Below are 26,516 nucleotides of genomic sequence, written 5' to 3' on the forward strand. Positions count from 1 at the left end.
CACGGCGAGAGGATCTGCTTGCGGTGGTGGATCAGCGCTCGCTCGATGCGAGGCGCACGGCGCGGGCCTTCGCGCTCTTTCCGGCGGCGCGCGCTGCGATCATGCCGCGCGCCTTGCCGTGCCTGGTCTTCCGGATCAAGGATGCAAGCCGCTTGCGCGCACGGCTGGCCGTCAAACGCGCCGCAAATTGTTCACCCTTGCGAATGATGGTGGCAGCTGAAGCCGTCAGGTTCACCGGAACCCAGGCGACGTCCTTTGTCTTGGAGAGACTGCCGATGCCTTCGCATGGGGCTTCGCGCGGCAGGTCGATGCGGATCGCAAGCGCCTCCGCGCGTTCGGTCCAGTCCTCGGCCTTGGTGCCGGTGATGATGCGGACATAGTCGCGCGTCTCACGCGGCAGCTCGCTTTCCCTGGCAAGCCACTTCTGAATCCGGCCGGGGCCTGCGTTATAGGCGGCCGCGGCAAGGCCGAGATTGCCGAAATCGTCGCGGAGCTTGCGCAGGAATCTGGCCGACGCCGGCAGCGCCTTCATCGCATCGAAGGGATCGTCCAGCCCGACTTCGGCGGCGGTCTCCGGCATGAACTGCGCAACGCCCTGCGCGCCGGCCTGGCTGACTTCGTTCGATTTGAAGCGGCTCTCCTGCCAGATCAAGCGCGCGAAGAACGGCACCGGAATGCCGCTCGCCTCGGCGGCTTCACGAAGCGCGTGGCAGAACCGTTCGGTCGGCGAAACCGGCGCCTGCACGGCCGTGTCGGCGACGCGCGGCGGCTCGGGCGTCTCGTCATAGGCCGCGCGCGCATTGGCGAGCTCGATGGCTTGCACGCTGGCAAGGAAGAGCTCGACCACAGGAACAAGTGGCGAGGCTTGGGTGTTTTGAAGAACAGCGTGATCGAAGCTTGGTGTTTGCCGGGACGCCGACGGATCGAGGTCGCACATCAGAATCAGAAACGCGGCGCAGGCCGCGACGACAAATCGCATTGCGTGGACAACCTCGAACTGTGGGATGAACGACCGGCGCTGCGCCGGCAATAAGGAGTTGTTAACCGTCCGATTGCGGCAAAGCTGCGGTCTCGCCGGTTCCGTCGGTGTTACTACGGTGTTCCCGCAGCGAAACTCTCCGCGGCTTTGCGGAGCATTTGAGAATGGGACGAGCGACATGACGCGATGGATGCTCGGTGCGGTGATGACGCTGTGGGTGATCTGTCCGGCGCTCGCGAACAATCTCGATGCCACCGCGGTGAACGACGCCGCGCGTCCCGCAAAGCAGCCTGCGACCGACAAGGTCAACGCATCCGTGGTGAAGCTTCAGGTCATGCTGGACCGTGCGCAGTTCTCGCCCGGCGAGATCGACGGCAAGCTCGGCGAGAACGCGCAAAAGGCGCTGAAGGCATTCGCCGAGCAGAACGGTATCGCATCCGACAAGGGAATAGCGCAGGAGTTCTGGGACAGGCTGAGCGCGGCGAGCGAGGGGCCTGTTGTCGTCGACTACAAGATCGCCGATGCCGATGTGAAGGGACCGTTCCTGAAGGTGCTGCCGGGCAAGCTGGAGGACATGAAGTCGCTGCAGGCGCTGAGCTACACCAGCCCGCTCGAGGGGCTCGCCGAGAAATTCCACATGAGCGAGGATCTGCTTCGGACGCTCAATCCGGGCAAGTCCTTCGACAAGGCTGGCGAGACGATCATCGTTGCAAACGTTTCGGCGCGGCGGGAGCTGCCACGCATTGCGCGGCTCGAGGTCGACAAGAAGAATGGGACATTGAAGGCGTTCGACCGATCCGACCGTCTGCTCGCGTTCTATCCGGCGTCAATCGGCAGTCCGGATCGCCCGACGCCGAGCGGCACGCTCAAGGTCACCAGCACTAGCGACAAGCCGACCTACCACTACAATCCCGACTACAAATTCCACAACGTCAAGTCCAAGGCGCCGTTCGACGTCGAGCCGGGGCCGAACAATCCGGTCGGGGCATACTGGATCGGCTTGTCGGCGCAGGGTTACGGCATCCACGGGACGGCGGAGCCCGACAAGGTCAGCAAGTCCGCATCGCACGGCTGCATCAGACTGACCAATTGGGACGTGCGCATGCTGGGCGACAACGTCAAGCGCGGTACGCCGGTCGTCTTCCTGGACGCGCCGACCGAATCCTCGTCGAAGCAGCACGGGAAGTCCGGCGGCAAGCGCGCCTCGAACTAGTCCTTGAACTAGTCCTTGGGAAAATCCTTGCGCATCGCGATCTCGGCGGCATCGCCGGGCGACAGCACGGTCTGGTCGAATGCTGCTTGCGGCTTCGTCATGATGTCGTAGAGCGAGATGCCCTTGATCGGCTTATCCATGAGCACGCGAACGCAGTCGGCGAGCGTGCCGTTGTAGACGAGATAGGGCGGACCGCGGTGCTTCTGTCTCTCGCCTTTCAGCGACGGCCACTTCTTCAGTTCGGCCGGCGCGTCATAGGCGATCGGCGATTCCTCTTTGAACATGCGCTTGGCCTCGGGCGGCGTGGAAAGCCCGAAAATCCTAGTGCTTGCCCGGTAAACGCTTGTTAAAGAATTAGTTCAAATCAGCCGGCAACGAAGGCGAGCAGGGTGCCGTTGGCCTTGGCCGGCGGCACGCAGATCGCAGCCCCGCTGCGCAACGCAGCCGGACCCAACGCCTTCTCGGTGGCTGCGAGGTCGCCGCTGACGAGGACCAGGGCCGCGCCGCCGCGCGCGGAAAGACCGGTGAGCGGCACACCGGGATAGCGTCTGCCGAGCTGGTCCAACGTCAGATAGACGAAGTCGGCGCGGTCGCCGCCGGACGGCACGGCGACGGCACCGTCGGCTTCCGCCTTCGGCTCGCGGTCGATCAGGCGGCCGAGATGCGCCGCATCCTGCGCGGGCTCGGGCGTTGCGATCAGCGTCTGCTTGATCCGCTTCGCCGCATTGGCGTGCTTCATCAATTCAGGAATCCATACCGTCTCGCGGGTCTTGTGCTGGCAGGCGAAGATGCGCACGCCGCCGGGCGCTTCCGCGGTCGGCCACATGAAGGTGCGGAATTTTGCCGCCGAGATCGTGCCATCGGGCAGCGTCACCGGCCGTTCGAAATCGGTCGGGCCGATCGGCGTCAGGCCGCGTGCACGGATCTCCTCGGCGCCGGCTGCGCTGTCGATCGCCGTGAAGGCGATGCGCTCGATGCCCTCGCCGTGCCTGTCGACGAAGGCGCGGGCCGGTGCGTTGTGCTCGGTCGCCACCAGCACGCCGAGCAGCTCCATGTAGTCGGGGTCGAACATGATGGTGTAATTGCCGGTGCCCATATGCGCGCTGTGGGTGCCGCGCGGCGACAGGGTGAAACCGAGCTGCCTGTAGTTTTCGGCGGCCTTGTCGAGGTCCCGAACCATGACCACGGCGTGGTCGATACCGATGATGTTCTTGAGGGCCACTGTTCTATCCCCGCAGTAAAATTTGAACTTGGACCGCGCCAGCGGCCGCCGCTGGCCCTGTCTACGCCGGATAGGCGATCAAGTCATTTTCAAATCGGGGGCGGATGCGGAATTTCATTTCGCGAAATGCGGTGTCGACGCGCATCACTGCGCCTGCTCGATATAGGCGGCGAGGATGGCGCGCTCCTCGCTGGTCATATCGGTGATGTTGCCCGGCGGCATCGCATTGGACCACGCCGCCACGCGGCCGATCAGGCGGATGTTGCGATGGATGTGCTCGGGCGCGTCGAGCAAGATGCCTTTGGGCGCGGTCACGATGCCGGCCCAGACCGGCTCGGCCGCGTGGCACATGCTGCAACGGGACATCACGATCTCCTCGACATTGGCGCGCGTCGGCTGCGCCGACAGCGCGCCCGTCTTGACCTCGCGGGGGCCGGCGGCGGAGAGCAACAGGATCGCGATCACGCCCAATGCGGCGACACCCCAAACCCACCACGGCGATTTGCGTCCCGCGTGCCGCTCGTTGAAGAAGTGGCGGATCACGGGGCCAAGCGCCAGAATGATCGCGACGATGATCCAGTTGAAGCGCGTCGCGTAAAGCAGGGGATAGTGATTGCTGATCATCAGCACGACGACGGGCAGGGTCAGGTAGTTGTTGTGAACCGAGCGCTCCTTGCTGGTCTTGCCGAGCTTCGGATCGGGCGCCTGTCCCGCGATCAGGCTGGCTACGATCTTCTTCTGGTTCGGGATGATCAGTGCGAACACGTTGGCGACCATGATCGTGCCGATGATCGCCCCGATCTGGTTGAAGGCGCCGCGGCCGCTCAGGACGTGGGTGAAGGCGTAAGTGAGCGCGACCAAAAACAGATAGCCGCCGATGGCAAAGGGCAGCTCGCGCTGTGCAAGCCCGGTGCGGCAGGCCGCCTCATAGAGCAGCCATGCCAAAGCCAGGCTGCAGAAGCTGAACAGCCCGGCCTGGATCGGTGTGAGGTCGAGAATCGATTTGTCGACCAGGAACAGGTCGGCATCGAGATAGTACACCACCACCATCAGCGCGAAGCCGGACAGCCAGGTGGTGTAGGCCTCCCATTTGAACCAGGTCAGCTCCTCCGGCATCTGGCTCGGAGCCACCAGATACTTCATGATCCGGTAGAAGCCGCCGCCATGGACCTGCCAGGCCTCGCCCTGCACGCCGTCCGGCAGGTCAGTCTTCGGCTTCAGGCTGAGATCGAGGGCGATGAAGTAGAAGGAGCTGCCGATCCAGGCGATCGCCGCCACCACGTGCAGCCAGCGCAGCAGCAGGCTCGCCCATTCCGATATGATGGATCCCCACATGATCACCCCATCAATTGCGACCTGGATGCCGCAGCTTTGATGACCGCAACCGGCGGTCGCGCCCTTACAATGTGTCGCACCGATCTGCCGCATTTTCCAGTACGATGGGCCGCGGCTGATGCACATCGTGCGGGCATGAGCTGACGTGGGATTCGGCAGGCGTTTGAACTGCCGCAGAACATTTGCGGACCTATAAGCGTCGACGTTCAGGACGCGCAGGCTGGGAGGAAGACGACGTGAAAAGCAGGATTTCGTCCGCAGCAACGGCTGCGGGATTGCTGGTCGCGGTTGCCGCCGGCGCGCAGGCCGAGCCGGTTCTGCAGGGCAAGGACGCCTATGGCGATTGGCAGGCCGACAAGCCCGGCACGGTCAGGTTGATCCGGCCGCAGGATCTCGTCAGGCCCGGCGCGTCACGGTCGGTTGCGAGCACCGCGCGCGTGGCGTCGCGGCCGCCGGAGGCCACGCCCCAGGTGCCGGCAGGTTTCAAGATCGAGCTGTTCGCCGAAGGCTTGCGCGCGCCGCGCATCGTGAGGGTTGCGCCGAATGGTGATGTCTTCGTCGCAGAGACGCGGGCCGACGCCATCCGCGTGCTGCGCGCTGGGGATGGCGGCAAGGCCGCGACCAACGAGGTGTTTGCCAGCGGATTGAGACGGCCGTTCGGCATCGCCTTCTTTCCGAACGGCGACAATCCGCAATGGGTCTATATCGCCAACACCGACAGCGTCGTCCGGTTTCCCTATCAGGCCGGCGATCTCAAGGCGCGCGGCAGGGCGGAGATGATCGTGGCAAGCCTGCCGCATGACGGCAGCCATTCCACCCGCGACATCGTCTTCACGCCCGACAACAAGCGCATGCTGGTCTCGGTCGGCTCGCTCAGCAACGTCGCCGAGGGCATGGGCACGCCGCCGGGCGGGTTGGAGGCGTGGTCAAAGGGGCAACCGCTTGGCGCGGCCTGGGCGAGCGAGACCGAGCGCGCCACCGTGCTCGCCTTCAACCCCGATGGCAAGGAGCGGAAGATCTATGCTACCGGCATCCGCAACTGCGTCGGCCTCGCGATCCAGCCGCAGACCGGGCTGCCCTGGTGCTCGACCAATGAGCGCGACGGCCTCGGCGACGATCTCGTGCCCGACTACGTCACCAGCGTGAAGGAGGGCGCGTTCTACGGCTGGCCGTGGTTCTATATCGGCGGCAACGAAGATCCGCGCCACGCCGGCGCGCGGCCGGATCTGAAGGACAAGGTGACGGTGCCCGATGTTCTGGTGCAGCCGCACTCGGCGTCGCTGGGCATGACGTTCTATCAGGGTACGCAGTTTCCGCCGGAGTATCAGGGCGAGGCCTTCGCCGCCGAGCACGGCTCCTGGAACAGGTCGAAGCGCACCGGCTATAAGGTGATCCGCATCCGGATGAAGGACGGCATGCCGACGGGCGAGTACGAGGATTTCGTCACGGGGTTTGTCGTGAGTGACACGGAGGTCTGGGGAAGGCCGGTTGGTGTCGCCGTGGCGAAGGATGGATCGCTGCTGGTGTCGGAGGACGGTAACGGCACGATCTGGCGGGTGACGCGCGCACCGAAGTGACTCTGCACCCTCCCCTGGAGGGGGAGGGTCGGCGCGAAGCGCCGGGGTGGGGTGATCTCTCCACTCGGGCAGCGTTCGATGCCGAGAGACTGTCACCCCACCCCGCTGCGCATTCCGCTTCGCTGCATGCGCAACGACCAACGAGCGAGCTACGCTCGTCTCGGACCCCTCCAGGGGAGGGTAGGCAACGCAGTGTCAACTACCCCCGTCTCACACTCGCGCCGCCATCCACCGGCAGGGTCACGCCCGTGATGAAACTCGCCTCGTCCGACGCCAAAAACAGCGCGGCGTTCGCGACGTCCCAGCCGGTGCCCATCTTCCTGCGCAGCGGCACCTTGCTGTCGCGCTCGGCTTCGACTTCAGCGCGGGGCTTGGACCATTCGCGGGCACGGGTGTCGACGGCCATCGGCGTGTTCATCAGGCCGGGTAGGATGACGTTGGCACGGATGCCGTATTCGGCGTTCTGGTAGGCGAGCTGTTCGGTGAAGGCGATCATCGCAGACTTCGTCGCCTTGTAGGCGACGTAGGGATAAGTGGTGATCGCGGCCATCGAGGAGATGTTGACGATGGCGCCGCTTCTTTGCGCGCGCATGATCGGGATCACTTCCTTCGCTGCGAGAATGCAGCTCTTCAGATTGATGGCGACGACACGGTCGAACGCCTCCTCGGTGATTTGAAGCAGCTCGGCATCGCCGCCGGACAGGCTGACGCCGACATTGTTGTGCAGCACGTCGATGCGGCCCCAGCGCGCCTGCGCGTCCGCGACCATCGCCTCGATGTCCGCGGATTTGGTCACGTCGGCCTTGAAGGCCGCAGCGGTGCCTTGCTCCTCTGTGATCATCGCGACGGTTTCCTGCGCCGATTCCAGGTGATGGTCGACGCACAGCACTTTGGCGCCCTCGCGCGCGAAGGTCAGCGCGGTGGCGCGGCCATTGCCTATGCCTTCGCCCGGGCTCTGGCCGGCGCCGACGACGATCGCGACCTTGTCCTTCAAGCGCATGTCACTTCACTCCCGGGATCGGGTACTGCTGGAGTACCTCTTTGTAATACGGTTCGTTGTCGATCTTCATAGTAGCGAGCACGCGCACCACGCCGCAATAGAAGGCGATGGTGAGCACGAGATCGACCATGTGCTCGTCGGAGAGATCTCTCTTGATCTCTGCGAAGGTGGCGTCCGACATCGCGAGCTCGCGCACCATCTCGCGGGCGCCTTTCAGGATCGCCCTGGCGAGCGGCTCCAGCTTCGACGGCTTGCCCTCGGTCTCCGCCATCAGGCCTGCGATGTCCTCGTCCGTGACGCCGAACTCCTTGCCGATCTTCACATGGTGGGTGAATTCGTATTCCGACTTCTCCATCCAGCCGACCTGGAGGATCGCAAGCTCCCGCAGGCGCGGATCGAGCTTGCTCTTGAAGCGGATATAGCCGCCGATGTGGTTGAAGGCGCGCGCCATCTCCGGCGAGTTGACCAGCAGCTTGTGCAGGTTGGTGTTGCGCTTGAGCATATCGCGATATTCGGGCGCGACCTGGTCGGCCTCGAGATAGGGCAGGCGGGCCATCCGTGTTCCTTTCAGTGTTCCTGTGATTCACGTTCCGGCGCTTGCAGCGTCACGCCGCCGTCGACCACCAGCACCTGGCCGGTGATGTAGCGTGCGAAGTTGCTGAGCAGGAATTTGGCGGCGTGGCCGACATCCCAGCCGGTGCCTTCGGTCTTGAGCAGGGAGGCCCTGGCGCGGTTGGCGCGGGCCTGCTCGCTCATGCCGCGGGCATAGACCATCGGCGTGTACATCGGTCCGGGGCAGATGCAGTTGACGCGGATGTTGTCGCGACCATGATCGACCGCCATCGCGCGCGTGAGACCGATGATCGCGGCCTTCGACGTCGTGTAGGTCGTGAGCCCGCGCGGCCGTAGCGCCGAGATCGAGGAGATATTGACGATCGCGCCGCCCTTGGCGGTCTTGATCATCGCGGGGATCGCGTGCTTGGAGAGCAGGAACATGGTCTCGACGTTGACCTGCATGACGCGGCGATACTGCTCGGGTGTCTCGTCGACCACGCTGCCGCGGCTGCCGATGCCGACATTGTTGTCGAGGAAATCGAGCCGGCCCCAGCGGTCAAGCGCGGCCTCGACCAGTGTCTTGCAATCGGCTTCGCTGGTGACGTCGCCGCCATGCGCCGCCGCCGTGCCGCCCTCGGCCATGATCATCTCCACGGTGCGCTCGGCGAGCTTGAGGTCGCGATCGGCCACCAGCACTTTTGCGCCGGCGCGGGCCAATAAAATTGCTGCAGCGCGGCCGTTGCCGATGCCGTCGCCAGCGGCGCCACCACCGCTGATCAGCGCCACCCTGCCGGCGAGACCGGCATCGTCCTCGGGGCCCTGCATGTCGTTTCATCCCAATTATTTTCGTGCAGATTAGCAATCGCCCCGACTGGAGAGAAGGCCGGCGGTCCCGCGCAGATGTCATTGACATCGCATGGAATTGCATGCCGCCGGGCGGCACGGGCGCGCAATTAAGCGGGCGTATCGCGGAACCGTTCTGCCGAGCTTGCGTTTGTTGCGGGGGCTTTTCCGCGCTAGGCTCTCGCCTGGGGTTTCCCAATCGCCAGTGGCTTGCCGATGAATCTGCTCGATCCACAAGGGCCGGTGGCTGCCGCCAACAGCACCATCCTGGTCGATTCCGTCTTCATCATGCTCGTGATCGTGGTCCCGACCATTTTCGCGATTTTGGCCTTTGCGTTCTGGTTTCGCGCGTCCAATCCGAGAGCACGTTACCAGCCTGACTTCGTCTATTCCGGCCGCGTCGAGATGGTGGTGTGGGCGATCCCGGCGCTCACCGTGATCCTGCTCGGAGGCGTCGCCTGGATCGGCTCGCACCAGCTCGATCCCGCCGCGCCCGTGCCGGGCACCGGCAGTCCGGTCCGCATCCAGGCGGTCTCGCTCGACTGGAAATGGCTCTTCATCTATCCGGACCAGCGTATCGCCACCGTCAACACGCTGACGGTGCCGGCCGGCGCCGAGTTGAATTTCCAGCTGACGTCGTCGAGCGTGATGAACGTGTTCTTCATCCCGCAGCTCGGCAGCATGATCTACACCATGAACGGCATGGTGACGCGATTGAACCTGCGCGCCGACAATGAGGGCAAGTTGCAGGGTCTGTCGGCGCATTTCTCCGGCGACGGCTTTCCCGACATGATGTTCGACGTCAACGTGATCTCGCCGCTCGCCTTCCCGGACTGGGTCGCGACCACGGCGAAGACCGATGCGGTGCTGAACGAGGAGAGCTACACGAAGCTGATGCAGCAGGGCATCGAGAGGGGCAGGCTGACCTTTCGCCTGGACGATCCCCGGCTGTTCGACCTGATCGCAACCCAGCACATTCCGCCAGGGCCCGGCCCGGAGCTGCTCTCCGATGCCGGCAGGCCGCACAGTGGAGGCCATGATGCTCGGTAAGCTCGATTGGTCGGCGATTCCGTTCGACCAGCCGATACCCCTCGTCGCGGGTGCCGTAGTGCTGGTCGCGATCCTCGGCGTGCTGATCTGGGTCGTCGTGAAAGGGCATCTGCCGTATCTCTGGCACGAATGGATCACCAGCGTCGATCACAAGCGTATCGGCGTGATGTACATCCTGCTGGCTTCGGTGATGCTGCTCCGCGGCGGCAGCGATGCCATCATGATGCGGATCCAGCAGGCGGTCGCCTTCCAGTCGCAAGGCTATCTTCCGCCCGAGCATTACAACCAGATCTTCTCGGCTCACGGCACCATCATGATCTTCTTCGTGGCGATGCCGTTCGTGATCGGGCTGATGAACCTGATCGTGCCGCTCCAGTTAGGCGTGCGCGACGTCGCCTTTCCGACGCTCAATTCCGTTGGCTTCTGGCTGACCGCGACCGGCGCGCTGCTGGTCAATCTCTCGCTCGTGATCGGCGAGTTCGCGCGCACAGGCTGGCTGGCCTTTCCACCGCTGTCGGGACTGGTCTATTCGCCGGGCGTGGGCGTTGACTACTATGCCTGGTCGCTCCAGATCTCAGGCGTCGGCACGCTTGTCGCCGGCATTAATCTCGTCACCACCGTGCTGAAGCTGCGCACCAGGGGCATGAACTATCTGCGCATGCCGATGTTCTGCTGGACCACGCTGGCCTCGAATCTCCTGATCGTCGCCGCCTTTCCGATCCTCACCGCCACGCTCGCGATGCTGCTACTCGACCGTTACCTCGGCTTCCACTTCTTCACCAATGAAGCCGGCGGCAACGTCATGATGTTCATGAACCTGATCTGGGCCTGGGGGCACCCCGAGGTCTATATCCTCGTGTTGCCGGCCTTCGGCATCTTCTCCGAGGTGGTCTCGACCTTCTCGGGCAAGGCGCTGTTCGGATATCGTTCGATGGTGCTTGCGACGATGGCGATCTGCGTCATCTCCTTCATGGTCTGGCTGCACCATTTCTTCACGATGGGCGCCGGCCCCGACGTCAACGCCATCTTCGGCATCGCCAGCATGATCATCGCGATACCGACGGGAGTGAAGATCTACAACTGGCTGTTCACGATGTATGGCGGCCGCATCCGTTTTGCGACGCCGATGCTGTGGGCGGTCGGGTTCATGGTCACCTTTATCATCGGCGGGCTGACGGGCGTGCTGGTCGCTGTGCCCCCGGCCGACTTCATGCTCCACAACAGCATGTTCCTGGTGGCGCACTTCCATAACGTCATCATCGGCGGCGTGCTGTTCGGCGCCTTCGCCGGCTTCGAGTACTGGTTCCCGAAGGCGTTCGGCTTTCGTCTCGACGAGCGCTGGGGCAAGGCGGCGTTCTGGTTCACCTTCCTCGGCTTCTACGTCACCTTCATTCCGCTCTATGTCGCCGGCATGCTCGGCATGACCCGGCGCCTGCAGCACTACGACGTCGCGGCCTGGCGGCCATGGATGTTCGTGGCGGCCGCCGGCATGGCCGTGCTGTCGATCGGCGTAATCTGCCAGATCGCGCAGCTCGTGGTCAGCATCCGCAACCGCGAGGCCCTGCGCGATCGCACCGGCGATCCCTGGGACGGCCGCTCGCTGGAATGGGCGACCTCGTCGCCGCCGCCCGTGTTCAACTTCGCCTTCTATCCGGATGTGCGCGGCGAGGATGCTTATTGGGATCAGAAGGCCCATGCCAAGCAGCAGCTCGAGCATGATCGGCCGGAGTATCAGGATATCGAGATGCCCAGGAACTCGCCGACCGGCTTCGTCTGCGCGTTCTTCGCCACCATCATGGGCTTCGCGCTGATCTGGCACATCTGGTGGATGGTGATCCTGGGCGGCATCGGCGCGTTCGCGACCTTCGTCGTGTTCGCCTGGCGCGACCATGACGAATACGTCATTCCGGCCGACGAGGTCGCAGCGATAGACCGTATCAATCTCGAGGAACGGCGCAGCCTCGTCAGCATGGCGGGAGCGCTCTGATGTCGATGACGGCGACCGCCGGCCGCACGCATGCCGACCCCCACCACATCGGGCTCGTCGTCGAGCATCCAGGCCCGGCGTCGAAGCGCATCGTGACCGCTTACGGCTTCTGGGTCTTCCTGCTCTCCGATATCGTGATGTTCTCCTGCTTCTTCGCTGCCTATGCGGTGCTGTCCGGCCAGACCGCCGGCGGCCCCAGCGGCTCGGAGATCTTCGAGCAGAGGAATGTAGCAATCGAGACGGTCTGCCTGCTGCTGTCGAGCTTCACCTGCGGCATGGCCAGCATTGCCGCCGACGTGCGCAACCGGTTCTGGTTCTATCTCGGCATGGCCGTGACCTGCGTGCTCGGACTGATCTTTCTCACCATCGAGTTCCGCGAATTCGCCGACCTCGTCGCACGCGGCTATGGCCCGTCGCGCAGCGCGTTCCTGACCTCGTTCTTCTCGCTGGTCGGATGCCACGGCCTGCACGTCTCCGCCGGCGTGCTCTGGCTGCTCACCATGATGGCCCAGGTGTTCGCAAAGGGCTTTCGCGCCGACGTCTTGCGCCGGATGATGTGCTTTGCGCTGTTCTGGCATGCGCTCGACATCGTCTGGGTCGGGGTCTTCTCCGTCGTCTACCTGCTTGGGAGCGCCGTATGAGCGATCAGACGCATGTGCGGACCGGACACGATCTCGCACCGGGCGAGGAAGAGCAACACAGCGTCGGCGAGCGGGTGCTCGGCTATGTCGTTGGGCTCGGCCTCGCGCTGGTGCTCACGGCAACCTCGTTCTTCATCGCCGGAACCGACCTGGTCTGGCAGCCGTCCATCCCCGTCGCTCTGATCGTGCTGGCGATCGCGCAGATGGGCGTGCACCTCGTGTTCTTCCTGCACATCACGACCGGGCCTGACAACACCAACAACGTGCTGGCGCTCGCCTTCGGCCTTCTGGTCGTCTTCCTGGTCGTCGGCGGCACCGTCTGGATCATGGGCCATCTGAACGCGAACATGCCGCCGATGGACCAGATCATGCCGATGCGGAAATAGGGCGCACAAAAAAGAAGAGCCGCTTGTTGTGACAAGCGGCCCAAGTCTAGGGAGGAAACGCCCGAGCAAAGCAATCGGACCGAAGCCGGATTGCTGCCAAGGAACGCTCGCGCAAAGCGCTTGCGTACATATTAGATGTAGCAACCACCGAGAGAGTTCAATTCCGGATCAATACTGTCTCCGGCTACCGCTCACATGCTCGTGACGGGCTTCCTCATTTCGGCCGGCGGCAATTGTAGGCCTTGCGGAAGCCGGCGGCCTGCGCGTCGTCCTCCGAGCAGAACCAGCGGTCCGGCTTGGTGGTCGCGGGATAGCTCGGGCAGCCTCTCAAGTGATAGATGCCGATATTGCCGGTGACGCGCGCGCGCACGGCGAGCTTGCCCTTGATGCTGCAACTCGGCGGCATGGTCAGCTCCTCCGGAAACAGCGCCGCGCGGATTTCCTTGTCGCGGTCGGCGCGGCAGGCGGCACCCAGCAGCGTGCCGTCCTTCTTGCCCATGCGGAATTCTTGCGGTGCAACAAAGCAGCCCTTCCAGATGCCGGCCGACGCGGTTTTGGCATCGGCCGCGGCGGGCTTGACGTTCGCCTTGATCGGCTCGCGGGCGATGGCATAGCCAAGCTTGACCAGCTGCTCGTTCAACGAGACCTTGTCGCCCTCGGCCGTGCAGATCGCCCGGTGCCGTTTGCCGAAGCTCTTTTCCGGCCCGACATCGTCACAGCGTACGCTGCGTTTGTTGATCAGCTTCGCCAGCTGGTCGCGGGCCTCGATGCCGCAGGTCCAGGGATCGGCGTGATCGTCGATGCAGACCTGGTCCAGTTCGGGCGCGTCGACGCCGTCGAGGCGGTAGGTGACGTCGCCGAGCTGGATCGAATTGGCGTCCCGGACGGTCGCGGCCGCCGTCAGCGCGGAGGCCGGTCCGGACGAGGCCAGAAACCCGGACAGAGCGAGAAACGAAACAAGCGCGAAGGCGCGGGCGGCGGCAAATGAATTCCTAAAGGACATAACGTCTCGCTATCGATTGCTCTGGCGCCTCGTTCCTAGCATCCGGAAGTCGCGATACCAATGGTCTGCGCCCTGCGAAGTGCGACATTCGCGCACCAGCCTTTACTGACCGGCCGGTCTGCCCCTATCGTTCGGCACGATCAAAAACCTGCGTAGGCCGAATCGCCCTTGAAGCGGCGGGGGCGGGAGGAAGTAGTTTTGATGAAAGACCCCGTGGACGTCCTGATCATCGGCGCCGGCGCTTCAGGTGCCGCGATCGCGTGGTCGCTGGCCGAGACCAAGATGCACATCCTCTGTCTGGAGCAGGGCGGCTGGATGAACCCGGCGGAATATCCGAGCACGGGCCGCGACTGGGAGGCCAAGTTCTACGGCGAGTGGTCGTCGAGCCCGAATGTCCGCGGCCGGCCCGAGGACTATCCGATCAACGACGACAATTCGCCGATCAAGGTGGTCAACTACAACGCGGTCGGCGGCTCGACGGTGATGTACACCGCGCACTGGCCGCGGCTGCATCCCTCCGACTTCAAGGTGAAGACGCTCGACGGCGTTGCCGACGACTGGCCGATCGACTACGACGCGCTGACGCCGTTCTTCGAAGAGAACGACCGCATCATGGGCACGTCAGGCCTGTCGGGCGATCCGCTGTCGCCGCTGACGCATCCGCCGATGCCGCAACAGCCGCTTGGATTGTCCGGCGCCATCATCGGCAAGGCCATGAACAAGCTTGGCTGGCACTGGTGGCCGTCGGACACGACGGTCGCAACCACGGACTATGAGGGCCGCGCGCGCTGCATCAATCTCGGCCATTGCACGCCAGCCTGCGCCCAAGGCGCAAAATCCTCGACCGACATTACCTATTGGCCGCAGGCGATCCGTTCCGGCGTCGAGCTTCGAACGCATTGCCGGGTGCGGGAGATCACCACCGACGAGAACGGCATGGCCTCGGGCGTGGTCTATTACGACAAGGACGGCGTCGAGCAGTTCCAGCCGGCGCATGTCGTCATCATCGCCTGCAACGGCGTCGGCACGCCGCGGCTGCTGCTCAACTCGGCATCCAACCGCTTCCCGCACGGTCTTGCCAATTCGTCGGGCCTGGTCGGCAAGAACCTGATGTTCCACCCCTATGCGCAGATCTACGGCTATGTGAAGGAGTCGACCGACAGCAACCGCGCGCCGCCGACCTGCCTGTGGAGCAAGGAGTGGTATGACACCGACCTGTCGCGCGGTTTCGTGCGCGGCTACGGCGTCCAGTTCGTGCGCGGGGCGGGACCGGTGTTCGAGGCTGTCGTCAGCGAACAGAAGGGCATTTTGCCGTGGGGCGCGGATCATCACCGCGTCTTCCGCAAGCTCAATGGCCATCGGCTGGGATTCTCCGCGATCTGCGAGGATCTGCCGGAAGAGCACAATCGCGTCACGCTCGATCCTGTCATGAAGGACAGCCACGGCATTCCCGCGCCGAAGATCGACTACACGATCAGCGAGAACAGCCGGAAGATGATGGAGCATGCGCTCGCGCGTGGCCGGGAGATTCTCGAAATGGCGGGGGCGACCGACATTTGCGTCAACTCGCCGATCCCGTGGGGCGGCTGGCATCTGCTCGGCACCGCGCGGATGGGCACCGACCCCGAACGCTCCGTCGTCAACGAATGGGGCCGCACGCACGACGTGAAAAATCTCTTCATCGTCGACGGCAGCATCTTCGTCACCTCGGGCGGCGTCAACCCGACGTCCACCATCCAGGCTCTCGCGCTCTACATCGCCGACCAGATGAAGCAGCGCCTCGCCAATCTGTTCGACTGAGGCCGCCATGTCCGCAGACAATCAACTCACCCGCGCCCAATGCAACGATCTCCGCACCATCGCTGCGATGATCGTGCCCGCCAGCGACGAGTACAAGGTGCCCGGCGCCGACGACCCCGCGATCCAGACCGATATTCTGACGACGCTGGGTCGCGACACCAAATTGGTGGGGGCGGCGCTGGACCATCTGGCCCGGCTCGCAGGGCAACCGCTCGCAGAGCTCGATGCCGCCAGGCGCGATGCGGTGGCGCAGGAGTTCCGGAGTTCCGGCGGCGCGGCCGCCGCAACGCTCGTCCGCGTCGTCCTGCAATGCTACTACCGCGACGACCGGGTGCTACGCTCGCTTGGGCTCGAGCTGCGCGCGCCGTTCCCCAAGGGCTACGTACTGCCGGACGGCGACTGGTCGCTGCTCGACCCGGTCAAGGCGAGGGCGGGCACGCTGCGACGCGCGCCCTAGCCACCTTGGTAGTCAAGCGCTGGCAGCCCAGCCTTGCGCCCCAAGCGGGTCCCTTGCGCGGGAGGGAACAGGCCACCATCTGTGTGAGCCTCAAGGACTCTTGCCATGCTGGATTTTACCTCAGACATCGTCGATGACGCCGCGTCATCGCGAGCGACAGCGTCTGCTCCGGTCGATGACCGGGCCCTGCTGGACGCCTATTCCAATGCCGTGATCGACGTGACCGACCGTGTCGGTCCCGCCGTCGTGCGCGTCGAGACCGGGCCAAAGGTGCCGAACGGCCGCGAGCGCGGTGGGCTCGGCTCCGGCATCGTGATCTCGCCGGACGGGCTCGTCCTCACCAACAGCCACGTGGTCGGCTCCTCCAAGGAGATCCGGCTGCGGGACGTCGAGGGTAACGTCGGCGATGCCCGGGTGCTCGGCGTCGATCCCGACACCGACCTGGCGCTGCTGCGCGCCAACGGCGTGCGCGACTTGCCCTATGCCGCGCTCGGAAACTCCAAGACCCTGCGGCGCGGCCAGCTCGTGATCGCGATCGGCAATCCGCTCGGCTTCGAGTCGACCGTGACCGCCGGCGTGGTCTCGGCGCTGGGGCGCTCGATCCGCTCAGTGAGCGGGCGCACCATCGAGGACGTGATCCAGACCGATGCTGCGCTCAACCCCGGCAATTCCGGCGGCCCGCTGGTGTCGTCGAATGCCGAGGTGATCGGCATCAACACCGCCATCATCAATGGCGCGCAGGGCATCTGCTTCGCGGTCGCCAGCAACACCGCGCAGTTCGTGCTGTCGGAGATCATCCGCCACGGCTATGTCCGCCGCGCCTTTATCGGCGTCGCCGGGCAGACTGCACCGGTGCCGCGGCGGCACGCGGTAGTGGCCGGTGTCGACAACAAGATGGGCGCACTCTTGATGCAGATCGAGCCTGACGGACCGGCGGCGAAGGCGGGCTTGTTGCCCGGCGACGTCGTCATCAAGCTCGATGGCGTCGATATCAACGGCGTCGACGATCTGATCCGCGTGCTGGACCGCGACCGGATCGGCCGGCGGCTCGCCATGGACGTGCTGCGGCTCGGCCGCCTGCGGGCGATCGATATCGACCCGATCGAGCGCAAGCCGGCGCGCTAGCGTTGGTGCCTCCGGGCGAGGTATGACGGTGTCATGCCTCGTTCCCGGACCCTTGCCGCATGATGCCGGCGCATGAGACCTACGATGTCATTGTCGTCGGCGCCGGCGCCGGTGGCATGACGGCTGCGGCCGTTGCCGCCGCTGAAGGCTTGCGCGTGCTGGTGATCGAGAAGACGGCCTTTGTCGGTGGCACGACGGCGTGGTCCGATGGCATGGTCTGGATTCCCGCCAATCCCAAGATGAAGGACGTAGGGCTGTCCGACAGCATCACGGACGCGGTCCGGTATCTGTCGAGCACGGTGCCGGAGCCTGCCAATGCCGGCTTGCGCGCCGCCTTCCTCGCGCGCGGGCCGGAGGCGCTCGCCTATCTCGAAGCCAACACGGAAGTGCGCCTCCAGCCGGTGAAAGCCTGTCCGGACTGCTATCCGGAGCGGCTGGGCGCGACATCAGGCGGGCGCGTGCTGGAGCCGGTCGCGTTCGACGGCACTCGGCTCGGCGCGCCTTTCGCGCGGCTGCGCGCGCCGCTGCCGGAGCTCACGCTGTTCGGCGGGATGATGGTCAATCGCCTCGACATCCCGCATCTGCGCCGGGCCGGAAAATCGTTGCGTTCGACCCTGCGCGCGGCGCAGCTGGTTTCCGAATACGCATTGCAGCGGCTGCGCAATCGGCGCGGCACGACGCTGCATCTCGGCAACGCGCTCGCGGCACGGCTCTATACCTCGTTGCTGGCGCGGCAGGTCGAGATTCTCTTCTGCGCCGATGTCGAGAACCTGTCGATGCAGGGCGATCGCGTCGGCGGCGTTGTCATCCGCCACGGCTCGCGTGACCGCCTGATCACCGCGCGCCGCGGCGTGGTGGTTGCTACCGGCGGCTTTTCGCACGACGCTGTGTTGCGCAAACGCTTCTTCCCGGCCACGGCCGGTTTCGTCTCGGCGGCCAGCACCGCTGGCACTGGCGACGGGCTCCGGCTTGCGACCACGGCCGGTGCCGCGCTCAACACGGAGGCGACGAGTCCGGCCTATTGGACGCCGGCCTCGCTGTTCCGTCGCGCCGACGGCAGCCGCGGCGTCTTTCCGCATACGGTGACCGACCGCGCCAAGCCCGGCGTGATCGCCATCAACGCGGCCGGCCGTCGCTTCGTCAACGAGGCGCTGTCCCACCATGAGTTCGTGCTGGCGATGTTGCGCGACGGCAATGGCGAGCCGGGTCGGCCGTTTTATCTCGTCTGCGACCGTCAGTTCCTATGGAGCTACGGCCTCGGTCGCATCAAGCCGTTTACGCTCAACCTCCGGCGCTGCGTGGCGAGCGGCGAGTTGCTCAAGGCTCCCGACATCGCGCAGCTCGCGGCGAAGATCGGCGTCAATCCGTCTGTGCTCACGGCGACGATCGCAGGCTACAACGTTGATGCGAAGGAGGGCCGCGATTCCGAATTCGGTCGCGGCAGCACCATCTATCAGCGCCACCTCGGCGATGCCACGCACAAGCCCAATCCTTGCGTCGCGCCGATCCTCCGCGCGCCGTTCTTCGCGATGCGCATCCATCCGGCCGATCTCGGCACGGCCATCGGCATGAAGGTGGATGCCCAGGCGCGCGTGCTGCGCGAGGACGGCATGCCGGTCGCGGGTCTGTACGCCTGCGGCAACGACATGGGCTCGATCATGAACGGCAACTATCCGGGGCCGGGGATCACGCTCGGGCCGGCGTTGACGTTCGGGTATATCGCGGGGCGGCATCTGGCGGAGGGGGCGGCTGTTGCAGCCGGAGTGGTCGCAGCGTCGGTGTAGCCATCCTCTCCGCTGTCATGCCCCGCGAGAGCGGGGCATGACAGTACGCCGCGGCCTATCGATTCAACCACGACTGTCTCGGAGTACTGGATCGCCCGGTCAAGCCGGGCGATGACGCTGAGTGTGTGGCGAGCTCGTCCCACAATCTCCGTCATTGCGAGCGGAGCGAAGCAATCCAGGCTGTCTCCGCGGAGGGACTCTGGATTGCTTCGTCGCTTTGCTGCTCGCAATGACGCGGAGAGAGCTTGGGCGCTAACCGCTACTCCGCAGCCGCCGCAAAGCGGCTGTTCTCCAGCTCGGCCTCTAGCCGCGCCGTCTCGGCTGCCGCGAGCTTGATGTTGGCTTCCTTGACATGCCCGAAGCCGCGGATCGTCTCTGGCACGCGCGCGATCCGCGCCAGCAGCGGGATCTGCTCCGCCTTCAACCCGGCAATCCGCTGGTCGATCATGCCGAGATAATCCGCGACCAGCTTCCGTTCTGTCCGGCGTTCCTCGGTGCGGCCGAACGGGTCGAACGCGCCGCCGCGCAAGAACTTCAACTTGGCGAGCAGGCGGAAGGCGTGGACCATCCAGCCGCCGAACTCCTTCTTCTGAAGATGGCCGGTGGTCTTGTCGCGCTGCGCGAAGATCGGTGGGGCGAGGTGGTACTTCAGCGTGAAGTCGCCGTCGAACTTCTCCGACACCTTCTTGGCAAAGCTGCCATCGGTGTAGAGCCGCGCCACCTCGTACTCGTCCTTGTAGGCCATCAGCTTGAACAGGTTCTTGGCCACGGCCTCGGTCAGCTCCGTGGAGGCGGGCGAGGCGATCATTTCCGCCTTGCGCACCTTGGCGACGGCCGCGCGGTAACGGTCGGCGTAGGCCTTGTCCTGATAGCCGGTCAGAAACTCCGCGCGGGTCGCGATCACGTCGTCGAGCGACTTCGTCGGCGCGGACGCCCGGCTCTTGAACTGCAGTACGCTGCGCACCCGTGACATGTCGTGGGCGGCCAGCCGTCCCCAGGTGAAGGCGAGCTTGTTCATCTCGATCGCCGCGCCGTTGATCTCGATGGCGCGGAGCAGAGCCTCCAGCGACAGCGGGATCGCGCCCTTTTGGAAGGCGAAGCCGAGCATGAAGGGATTGGTCGCGATGCTGTCGCCCATCAGGGCCGAGGCAATGCCTGTCGCGTCGATGATGTCGAGGTTCGTGTCGCCGACGGCGTCACGCAGCACGGTCTGCATCGTGCCCATCTCGAAATCGAGATCGGGGTTTTGCACGAAGCTCGCGGTCGGTTGCAGGTCGGCGTTGATATAGGCCTTGGTCACGCCGCGTTCGGCGCGGCTGAGTGCGGAGGGACCTGCCGAGACGATCATGTCGCAGCCGAGGATGACGTCGGCGCCGCCCGTGGTGATGCGGACGGCAGAGATATCCTCCGGCCGTTGCGCGATGCGCACATGGCTCATCACCGCGCCGTTCTTCTGCGACAGCCCGGTGAAGTCGAGCGCCGAGCAGCCGCGGCCGTCGACATGGGCCGCCATGCCGAGCAGCGCGCCGATGGTGATGACGCCGGTGCCGCCGATGCCGGTGACGAGGATGTTGTATGGCGCGTCGAGCTCGCGGGCAGGAGGCAGCGGCAGGTCGGCGAACAACTGCCCGGAATCGACCGCCGACGTCTTCATCCGCTTCAGGCTGCCGCCATGCACGGTGACAAAGCTCGGGCAAAAACCTTCGACGCAGGAAAAGTCCTTGTTGCAGTTCGACTGGTCGATCTGGCGCTTACGGCCGAACTCCGTCTCCAGCGGCTGCACCGAGACGCAGTTGGAGGCCTGCGAGCAATCGCCGCAGCCCTCGCAGACGAGCTCGTTGATGAAGGCACGCTTGGCGGGATCGGGATAGAGCCCGCGCTTGCGGCGGCGGCGCTTCTCCGCGGCGCAGGTCTGGTCGTAGATCACGACTGTGAGGCCCTTGATGTCACGCAGCTCGCGCTGCACGGCATCGAGCTCGCGGCGGTGATGGATGGTCGCGCCTTGCGGGAAGTAGTTGCTTTCCGGATACTTCGTCGGATCGTCCGATACGATTGCCAGCCGCTTGATCCCCTCGGCCCAGACCTGGTGCGCAATCTGCGCGACGTTGAAGGCGCCTTCGGCCGGCTGGCCGCCGGTCATCGCGACCGCGTCGTTGTAGAGGATCTTGTAGGTGATGTTGATGCCGGCGGCGGAAGCCGCGCGTAGCGCAAGCAGGCCGGAATGGGTATAGGTGCCGTCGCCGAGATTCTGAAAAATGTGCTTCTCGGTGGTGAACGGCGACTGGCCGATCCAGTTCACGCCCTCGGCACCCATATGCGAGATCAGATCGGTGCGGCGGGTCGGCATGCTCAGGGCCATGCCGTGGCAGCCGATGCCGGCCATGGCGCGGCTTCCCTCGGGCACGCGCGTTGAGGAGTTGTGCGGGCAGCCCGAGCAGAAGAACGGCGTGCGCGCGAGCTTGATCTGCGTGGTGGCGGTGACGGGATTGTCGAACGCCTCTAACCGCGCGAGGCGCTGCTCCAGCACCGGGCTGTGATGCCCGAGCTTGCGCAAGCGTGCCACCAGCGCGCCCGCGACAATGGTCGGCGTCAGCTCGCCCTCGCTCGGCAGCAGCGGTGCTCCGCGCTCGTCGCGCTTGCCCGTGACGGTCGGCCGCTTCGACGCATCGATATTGTAGAGGATGCGCATCAGCTGGTCTTCGATGAAGCCGCGCTTCTCTTCGACCACCAGCACGTCCTGCAGACCTTCCGCGAAACGCCTGGCGCCGCTCTCCTCCAGCGGCCAGGTCAGCGCGACCTTGTAGATACGCAGGCCGAGATCCTGCGCGTCCCTGTCGGTAATGCCCAAATCGGCCAGCGCCTGGCGCAGATCGAGATAGGCCTTACCGGTCGCGACGATGCCGAGCCGCGCGGGTTTTGAATCGAGCACGATGCGGTCGAGTTGGTTGGCGCGGGCGAAGGCCTGCACCGCGGCCATCTTCGGGCCGAACAGGCGCCTCTCGGCGTCCAGCGGCGGATCGGGCCAGCGGATGTTGAGGCCGCCGGGCGGCATCTCGAAATCATCGGGCAGCTTGATCTGGATGCGCTCGGGATCGCTGTCGATCGAGGCCGAGCTTTCCACGGTCTCGCTGATCGCCTTGAAGCCGACCCAGCAGCCGGAGAAGCGCGACAGCGCGAAACCGTAGAGGCCGAGATCGAGATAGTCCTGCAGCGTCGCCGGATTGATCACGGGGATCAGCGCCGCCGCGAACACCTGTTCGCTCTGATGCGCCAGCGTCGAGGACTGGCAGCCATGGTCGTCGCCGGCAAGCGCGAGCACGCCGCCATTGAGCGAGGTGCCGGCCGCATTCGCGTGTTTGAGCGCGTCGACCGAGCGGTCGACGCCGGGGCCCTTGCCGTACCAGATGCCGAACACGCCATCGACCTTGGCGCCGGGGAACAGGCCGACCTGCTGGCTGCCCCAGACGGCGGTCGCTGCCAGGTCTTCGTTAAGGCCGGGGACGAAGGCGATGTCGTGCTGCTGGAGGTGCGACTTCGCGCGCCACAGCGCGTGGTCGTACATGCCGAGCGGGGAACCGCGATAGCCCGAGATGAAACCGCCTGTGTTGAGCCCCTGAAGCCGGTCGCGTTCGCGCTGCAACATGGGCAACCGAACCAGCGCCTGCGTGCCGGACAGGAAGATCCGCTTCGATTCGAGCCGGTATTTGTCGTCCAGCTCGACCTGCATCAGCGTCATTTCAGGAGTCCTCGTCTCTCGTTCGGCGTGGGGGGTGCGCTGCGGGAGGGATAGCGGCGGCGCGACGCGAATTGTGACAGTCAAGAGCATGGGCCGGCGAAGTCAATACGGCTAGCCGCATCCGTGGCGCTCCTGCTAGTCATGGCTGCCTGTGGAGGACACCATGGCTGCAAACGCATTCGACACCGAGATTACAGAGACGCCCGAGGCGCTGATTGGCCCGTGGCGCCAGCCGCGCCAGATGCTTCACGCACAAGTCTACGACGCGCACGCCTCGATCCACGACGATGCCACGGCGCAAAAGCTCGGCTTCAAGGGCGGCACCATCGAAGGCCCGACGCATTTCAGCCAGTTCGCCCCGCTCGGCGCGCGGCTGTGGGGAGATGCCTGGTTCGAGAGCGGTTGCCTGTCTGCGCATTACCGCAACGCCTGCTTCGAAGGCGAGGAGGTGCAGGCGATCATGTCGAAGCCGCTGCCCGGCACGAGCCAGTGCCAGATCCAGATGGTCAAGCGCGACGGCATCGAGGTGCTGCGCGGCACGGCGTCGGTTGGCGACCCTCATGCGGCAACCGCGCTCGAGGCGCGCCTCACCGAGCTTAAGCCACTCACTGTTCCCGTGATCCTGCGCGATGTGAAGGTAGCCCAGACCAGCAGACGGCAGACGGTGCGGATGGCGTTGGACCAGAACATGGGCGACCTCTATCCGTTCTCCCTCCGGCAGAAGCTCGCGGTCATCACCGAGAACTCGCCGTATTATTCCGGAGCGGACAATCCCTGGGGCAAGCCCATCATCCCGATGGAGATGCTGAGCGTGTTGTTCCAGTACCGCTCCAAGGACGATCCGCTGCCGGCGAAGGGGCCGGCGGTCGGCCTGTTCGCGGACCAGGAGATCAGGCTGATCAAGGGACCGCTCTTCGTCGACGAGGCGTACGAAGTCGAGCGCGAGGTTGTCGCGCTCTCCGGCAGCCGCCGCACCGAGAGCGCCTGGGTGAAGACGCGCGTGTTCGATAATACGGGCGCGATAGTGGCGACCATGCTGCTCAACATGGCGACGCTGAAGGATTCGTATGCGCCGTATGAGATGGAGTATCGGCAGCTGTACGGCGCGGGGCGGTAGGGGCAAGGCGTCGCCACACACTCCCTCGTCATTCCGGGGCGTGTAGCGCGAGCCCGGAATCCATTTCACCTCGCGTGCTGCAGCCCGATGGATTCCGGGCTCGACGCTTCGCGTCGCCCCCGGAATGACGACGACGGAGAGCGCTCATCCTTTAAGCAAATGCACGTCGCAAAGTCGTCGCACAGCGAATAAGCAGGCGCGTGCCTTTCCGATAACATTCTGACAGCGCTGCAAATTTCCTCGCGCGGTCCTCTCGATCTCAATTGTACACAATGGCACGGCGCTTGCAGAACTCCTGACGAAGAGAGTTCTCGCGGGGGCCTTGAGTCATGTTGAACTCGACCAAGCCGACACAGGGCGTCATCAGCGCCGAGCCCGAGCCGATCAGGCTCGATTGGCCTGCCACCGCACTTCTCATCATCGACATGCAGCGGGATTTCATGGAGCCGGGCGGCTTCGGCGAGACGTTGGGCAACGATGTCAGCCAGCTCGCGCGCGCGGTGAAGCCGATCGGCGCGGTGCTGAAGATGGCGCGTGACATCGGCATGCTGGTGATCCACACGCGCGAGGGGCATTTGCCCGATCTGTCCGACGCGCCGCCCGCAAAAGTCGAACGTGGCGCGCCGTCCTTGCGGATCGGCGATCCCGGTCCGATGGGGCGCATTCTCATTCGCGGCGAGGCGGGCCACGACATCATCCCCGAGCTTTATCCGCTCGACAGCGAAGTCGTGATCGACAAGCCCGGCAAGGGTGCGTTCTACGCCACCGAGCTCACGGATGTGCTGGAGAAATACGGCATCGAGAACTTGCTCGTCTGCGGCGTTACAACGGAAGTCTGCGTCAACACCACCGTGCGCGAGGCCAATGACCGTGGCTATCGCTGCGTCGTCATCTCGGACGGCTGCGCATCCTACTTCCCCGAATTTCACGAGATGGGCCTGAAGATGATCAAGGCCCAGGGCGGCATCTTCGGCTGGGTCGCGGACTCAGCCGCAGTCTTGGAGGCAATGAAGACTTCGACCACACAGGGGTAGCATCATGAGCACATTGACGGGGACGGCCGGCAAATCTGATCTGAGCAAGTCCGAGTTCAAGCCGGCACTATGGACATCGGGCGACTGGAACGCGTTTTTCGGCTTCGGCACCAACATTCTCGTCAACATGCTGGTGCTCACGGGCCTGCTGCGCTTCGTCCTGAAGATGCCTGATAGTCTCGTGTTCGGCCGCATCCTGCCCGCGCTCGGGCTGATGATGTGCCTCTCCACCTTCTACTACGCATATCTCGCCTATCGGCTGGCGCAGAAGACCGGCCGCAACGATGTCTGCGCACTGCCCTCGGGCGTCAGCGTACCGCACATGTTCATCGTCACCTTCGTGATCATGCTGCCGATCACGATCAAGACCGGTGATCCGCTCAAGGGCTGGTCGGCCGGCCTCGTCTGGGTGTTCTTCCAGAGCTTTATCCTGATGATCGGCGGCTTCATCGCGCCGTTCATCCGCAAGATCACGCCGCGCGCGGCGCTGCTCGGCACGCTTGCCGGCGTCTCCGTCACCTTCATCTCGATGCGACCGGCGTTAGAGATGTACATGACGCCGCAGATCGGCCTCGTCTGCTTCGCCATCATCCTGGTGAGCTGGTTCGGCGGCGTGAAATACTGGCGCGGCATTCCCGCGGGCCTCGTCGCCATCGCGGTCGGCATGGTCATCGCCTGGGGCTCGAACCTTTTCGGGCTCGGCCTCGGTGGGTTGAGCATCGCGGGCGTCGGCGCAGCCTTTGCCAATTTCGGCTTCTCGGTGCCGATTCCGGCGGTGGGCTATGTCTTCTCGGGCTTCGAGTTCCTCGGCATCATCCTGGTTACCGCCATTCCGTTCGGCATCTACGACCTCGTCGAGGCCATGGACAATGTCGAAAGCGCGGAAGCGGCCGGCGACGAATATCCGACCACGCGGGTGCTCACCGCCGATGGCGTCGTCAGCCTGATCGGCTGCCTGATGGGCAACCCCTTCATCAACGCCGTCTATATCGGTCATCCCGGCTGGAAGGCGATGGGCGGTCGCATCGGCTATTCGGCTGCGACCGGCATCATGGTGGTGGTGCTGGCCTGGTTCGGCATCATCTCGGTGCTGCTGGCACTCGTGCCCGTCGTCGCGATCTCGCCGATCCTGCTCTATATCGGTATGCTGATCGGCGCGCAGGCGTTCCAGACCACGCCGGTCAAGCACGCGCCCGCGATCGTGCTGGCGCTGACGCCGCATCTTGCCGCCTGGGCCAAGCTCCAGATCGACACGATGCTCGGCTCGACCATGATGGCGGCGACCTCGGTCGGCGGTCTCGCCGCCGACAAGGCCGACGCGGTCAAGGCTGCCGCGATTGCCGCGCTGCCGCAGCAGGGCGTGTTCTATCACGGCTTAGAGGTGATGGGTGGCGGCTCCATCCTCGGCGGCCTCATCCTCGGTGCGATCGGCGTCTTCATCATCGAGCGCGATTTCGAGAAGGCCTCGGCCTTCGCGCTGGTCGGTGCCGTGCTCACCTATTTCGGCTTCATGCATGGTGAGGCGGTGGGGATCGGTGGCGGCTTCGGCGTCACGCCCGCGGTCGCCTTCGCCTACGCCGTGGTGGCCGCCGGACTGTTCGCGGCCAGCAAGCTCGGCTCCACCGAGAACTATGCCGCGCATCCGGAGATGCACGCGGCGCCAGCGGAGTAG

Annotated in this window: 22 protein-coding genes; 13 read left to right on the top strand and 9 right to left on the bottom strand. The window is 64.9% G+C overall.

From position 1 onward, the window contains the following. Positions 1–31: 31 nt before the first annotated feature. Positions 32–979: a lytic transglycosylase domain-containing protein gene (locus ACKWRH_RS11715; protein WP_445220643.1), complete on the bottom strand. Its 948-nt coding sequence runs from the start codon at positions 977–979 to the stop codon at positions 32–34. Between the two features lie 178 nt (positions 980–1,157). Here ACKWRH_RS11715 and ACKWRH_RS11720 point away from each other — a divergent pair, with 178 nt between their 5' ends. Next, the gene (locus tag ACKWRH_RS11720; protein ID WP_445220644.1) at positions 1,158–2,192 is read left to right on the top strand and encodes a L,D-transpeptidase family protein; all 1,035 of its coding nucleotides are present in this window, start codon (positions 1,158–1,160) and stop codon (positions 2,190–2,192) included. A gap of 8 nt (positions 2,193–2,200) precedes the next feature. Here the strand turns inward: ACKWRH_RS11720 and ACKWRH_RS11725 are convergent, their stop codons facing one another. The 3 genes from ACKWRH_RS11725 to ACKWRH_RS11735 all read right to left on the bottom strand — a co-directional run bounded on the left by ACKWRH_RS11725 (position 2,201) and on the right by ACKWRH_RS11735 (position 4,749). Beyond that, positions 2,201–2,476, bottom strand: a complete 276-nt coding sequence (locus ACKWRH_RS11725) for a hypothetical protein (protein WP_282522712.1) — start codon at positions 2,474–2,476, stop codon at positions 2,201–2,203. Positions 2,477–2,556: 80 nt separating this feature from the next. Next, positions 2,557–3,414 (bottom strand): VOC family protein, encoded by an 858-nt coding sequence (locus tag ACKWRH_RS11730; protein ID WP_445220645.1) that lies wholly within the window; start codon positions 3,412–3,414, stop codon positions 2,557–2,559. Between the two features lie 144 nt (positions 3,415–3,558). Beyond that, entirely contained in the window at positions 3,559–4,749 is a 1,191-nt protein-coding gene (locus tag ACKWRH_RS11735) for a urate hydroxylase PuuD (protein WP_441259029.1), read from the bottom strand. Positions 4,750–4,985: 236 nt separating this feature from the next. On the opposite strand from ACKWRH_RS11735, the gene ACKWRH_RS11740 reads away from it, so the two are divergent. Next, positions 4,986–6,326 carry a PQQ-dependent sugar dehydrogenase gene (locus tag ACKWRH_RS11740; protein WP_445220646.1) on the top strand — a complete coding sequence of 447 codons (1,341 nt, stop codon included), beginning with the start codon at positions 4,986–4,988 and terminating at the stop codon, positions 6,324–6,326. Between the two features lie 199 nt (positions 6,327–6,525). On the opposite strand, the gene ACKWRH_RS11745 is transcribed toward ACKWRH_RS11740, so the two are convergent. Genes ACKWRH_RS11745 through ACKWRH_RS11755 form a run of 3 tightly spaced genes read right to left on the bottom strand, consistent with a single transcriptional unit; the run spans position 6,526 to position 8,706 of the window. Continuing rightward, the gene (locus ACKWRH_RS11745; protein WP_445220647.1) at positions 6,526–7,326 is read right to left on the bottom strand and encodes an SDR family NAD(P)-dependent oxidoreductase; all 801 of its coding nucleotides are present in this window, start codon (positions 7,324–7,326) and stop codon (positions 6,526–6,528) included. Between the two features lies 1 nt (position 7,327). Continuing rightward, complete coding sequence (locus ACKWRH_RS11750) at positions 7,328–7,882, bottom strand: carboxymuconolactone decarboxylase family protein (protein ID WP_445220648.1); 555 nt, start codon at positions 7,880–7,882, stop codon at positions 7,328–7,330. Positions 7,883–7,893: 11 nt separating this feature from the next. Beyond that, on the bottom strand, positions 7,894–8,706 hold the full coding sequence (locus tag ACKWRH_RS11755) for an SDR family NAD(P)-dependent oxidoreductase (protein WP_445220649.1): 813 nt from the start codon (positions 8,704–8,706) through the stop codon (positions 7,894–7,896). Positions 8,707–8,940: 234 nt separating this feature from the next. Here ACKWRH_RS11755 and ACKWRH_RS11760 point away from each other — a divergent pair, with 234 nt between their 5' ends. Genes ACKWRH_RS11760 through cyoD form a run of 4 tightly spaced genes read left to right on the top strand, consistent with a single transcriptional unit; the run spans position 8,941 to position 12,788 of the window. Beyond that, positions 8,941–9,774, top strand: coding sequence for a cytochrome ubiquinol oxidase subunit II (locus ACKWRH_RS11760; RefSeq protein WP_445220650.1), 834 nt, complete (start codon positions 8,941–8,943; stop codon positions 9,772–9,774). Then, entirely contained in the window at positions 9,764–11,761 is a 1,998-nt protein-coding gene (cyoB, locus tag ACKWRH_RS11765; protein ID WP_445222375.1) for a cytochrome o ubiquinol oxidase subunit I, read from the top strand. The genes ACKWRH_RS11760 and cyoB overlap by 11 nt, the downstream gene beginning before the upstream one ends. After that, on the top strand, positions 11,761–12,402 hold the full coding sequence (locus tag ACKWRH_RS11770; protein WP_445220651.1) for a cytochrome (ubi)quinol oxidase subunit III: 642 nt from the start codon (positions 11,761–11,763) through the stop codon (positions 12,400–12,402). Before cyoB ends, ACKWRH_RS11770 begins: the two co-directional genes overlap by 1 nt. Beyond that, positions 12,399–12,788, top strand: coding sequence for a cytochrome o ubiquinol oxidase subunit IV (gene cyoD, locus ACKWRH_RS11775; RefSeq protein ID WP_247307604.1), 390 nt, complete (start codon positions 12,399–12,401; stop codon positions 12,786–12,788). The genes ACKWRH_RS11770 and cyoD overlap by 4 nt, the downstream gene beginning before the upstream one ends. Positions 12,789–13,002: 214 nt before the next feature. Here cyoD and ACKWRH_RS11780 read toward each other — a convergent pair whose 3' ends face one another. Beyond that, positions 13,003–13,791, bottom strand: coding sequence for a thermonuclease family protein (locus ACKWRH_RS11780; protein WP_445220652.1), 789 nt, complete (start codon positions 13,789–13,791; stop codon positions 13,003–13,005). A gap of 201 nt (positions 13,792–13,992) precedes the next feature. On the opposite strand from ACKWRH_RS11780, the gene ACKWRH_RS11785 reads away from it, so the two are divergent. From ACKWRH_RS11785 to ACKWRH_RS11800, 4 genes are all read left to right on the top strand, one after another. Beyond that, positions 13,993–15,591: a GMC family oxidoreductase gene (locus tag ACKWRH_RS11785; protein ID WP_445220653.1), complete on the top strand. Its 1,599-nt coding sequence runs from the start codon at positions 13,993–13,995 to the stop codon at positions 15,589–15,591. Positions 15,592–15,598: 7 nt separating this feature from the next. Next, the gene (locus tag ACKWRH_RS11790) at positions 15,599–16,048 is read left to right on the top strand and encodes a hypothetical protein (protein ID WP_445220654.1); all 450 of its coding nucleotides are present in this window, start codon (positions 15,599–15,601) and stop codon (positions 16,046–16,048) included. A 105-nt stretch (positions 16,049–16,153) separates the two neighbouring features. Beyond that, positions 16,154–17,173 (top strand): S1C family serine protease, encoded by a 1,020-nt coding sequence (locus ACKWRH_RS11795; RefSeq protein WP_445220655.1) that lies wholly within the window; start codon positions 16,154–16,156, stop codon positions 17,171–17,173. Between the two features lie 59 nt (positions 17,174–17,232). Continuing rightward, on the top strand, positions 17,233–18,957 hold the full coding sequence (locus tag ACKWRH_RS11800; protein WP_445220656.1) for an FAD-dependent oxidoreductase: 1,725 nt from the start codon (positions 17,233–17,235) through the stop codon (positions 18,955–18,957). 259 nt (positions 18,958–19,216) lie between these two features. On the opposite strand, the gene ACKWRH_RS11805 is transcribed toward ACKWRH_RS11800, so the two are convergent. Then, positions 19,217–22,693 (bottom strand): indolepyruvate ferredoxin oxidoreductase family protein, encoded by a 3,477-nt coding sequence (locus ACKWRH_RS11805; RefSeq protein ID WP_445220657.1) that lies wholly within the window; start codon positions 22,691–22,693, stop codon positions 19,217–19,219. A 163-nt stretch (positions 22,694–22,856) separates the two neighbouring features. Here ACKWRH_RS11805 and ACKWRH_RS11810 point away from each other — a divergent pair, with 163 nt between their 5' ends. From ACKWRH_RS11810 to ACKWRH_RS11820, 3 genes are all read left to right on the top strand, one after another. Beyond that, positions 22,857–23,810 carry a hypothetical protein gene (locus ACKWRH_RS11810; RefSeq protein ID WP_445220658.1) on the top strand — a complete coding sequence of 318 codons (954 nt, stop codon included), beginning with the start codon at positions 22,857–22,859 and terminating at the stop codon, positions 23,808–23,810. Positions 23,811–24,139: 329 nt separating this feature from the next. Further along, positions 24,140–24,844 (top strand): cysteine hydrolase family protein, encoded by a 705-nt coding sequence (locus tag ACKWRH_RS11815; RefSeq protein WP_445220659.1) that lies wholly within the window; start codon positions 24,140–24,142, stop codon positions 24,842–24,844. Between the two features lie 4 nt (positions 24,845–24,848). Beyond that, the gene (locus ACKWRH_RS11820) at positions 24,849–26,516 is read left to right on the top strand and encodes a regulator (RefSeq protein ID WP_445220660.1); all 1,668 of its coding nucleotides are present in this window, start codon (positions 24,849–24,851) and stop codon (positions 26,514–26,516) included.

The sequence above is a fragment of the Bradyrhizobium sp. Pa8 genome, from assembly GCF_052588265.1.

Coding starts and splice junctions, on each gene's coding strand:
- ACKWRH_RS11715 (WP_445220643.1), bottom strand. CDS start 979: ATGCGATTTGTCGTCGCGGCCTGCGCCGCGTTTCTGATTCTGATGTGC.
- ACKWRH_RS11720 (WP_445220644.1), top strand. CDS start 1,158: ATGACGCGATGGATGCTCGGTGCGGTGATGACGCTGTGGGTGATCTGT.
- ACKWRH_RS11725 (WP_282522712.1), bottom strand. CDS start 2,476: ATGTTCAAAGAGGAATCGCCGATCGCCTATGACGCGCCGGCCGAACTG.
- ACKWRH_RS11735 (WP_441259029.1), bottom strand. CDS start 4,749: ATGTGGGGATCCATCATATCGGAATGGGCGAGCCTGCTGCTGCGCTGG.
- ACKWRH_RS11745 (WP_445220647.1), bottom strand. CDS start 7,326: ATGCGCTTGAAGGACAAGGTCGCGATCGTCGTCGGCGCCGGCCAGAGC.
- ACKWRH_RS11750 (WP_445220648.1), bottom strand. CDS start 7,882: ATGGCCCGCCTGCCCTATCTCGAGGCCGACCAGGTCGCGCCCGAATAT.
- ACKWRH_RS11755 (WP_445220649.1), bottom strand. CDS start 8,706: ATGCAGGGCCCCGAGGACGATGCCGGTCTCGCCGGCAGGGTGGCGCTG.
- ACKWRH_RS11760 (WP_445220650.1), top strand. CDS start 8,941: ATGAATCTGCTCGATCCACAAGGGCCGGTGGCTGCCGCCAACAGCACC.
- cyoB (WP_445222375.1), top strand. CDS start 9,764: ATGCTCGGTAAGCTCGATTGGTCGGCGATTCCGTTCGACCAGCCGATA.
- ACKWRH_RS11770 (WP_445220651.1), top strand. CDS start 11,761: ATGTCGATGACGGCGACCGCCGGCCGCACGCATGCCGACCCCCACCAC.
- cyoD (WP_247307604.1), top strand. CDS start 12,399: ATGAGCGATCAGACGCATGTGCGGACCGGACACGATCTCGCACCGGGC.
- ACKWRH_RS11780 (WP_445220652.1), bottom strand. CDS start 13,791: ATGTCCTTTAGGAATTCATTTGCCGCCGCCCGCGCCTTCGCGCTTGTT.
- ACKWRH_RS11785 (WP_445220653.1), top strand. CDS start 13,993: ATGAAAGACCCCGTGGACGTCCTGATCATCGGCGCCGGCGCTTCAGGT.
- ACKWRH_RS11790 (WP_445220654.1), top strand. CDS start 15,599: ATGTCCGCAGACAATCAACTCACCCGCGCCCAATGCAACGATCTCCGC.
- ACKWRH_RS11795 (WP_445220655.1), top strand. CDS start 16,154: ATGCTGGATTTTACCTCAGACATCGTCGATGACGCCGCGTCATCGCGA.
- ACKWRH_RS11800 (WP_445220656.1), top strand. CDS start 17,233: ATGATGCCGGCGCATGAGACCTACGATGTCATTGTCGTCGGCGCCGGC.
- ACKWRH_RS11805 (WP_445220657.1), bottom strand. CDS start 22,693: ATGACGCTGATGCAGGTCGAGCTGGACGACAAATACCGGCTCGAATCG.
- ACKWRH_RS11810 (WP_445220658.1), top strand. CDS start 22,857: ATGGCTGCAAACGCATTCGACACCGAGATTACAGAGACGCCCGAGGCG.
- ACKWRH_RS11815 (WP_445220659.1), top strand. CDS start 24,140: ATGTTGAACTCGACCAAGCCGACACAGGGCGTCATCAGCGCCGAGCCC.
- ACKWRH_RS11820 (WP_445220660.1), top strand. CDS start 24,849: ATGAGCACATTGACGGGGACGGCCGGCAAATCTGATCTGAGCAAGTCC.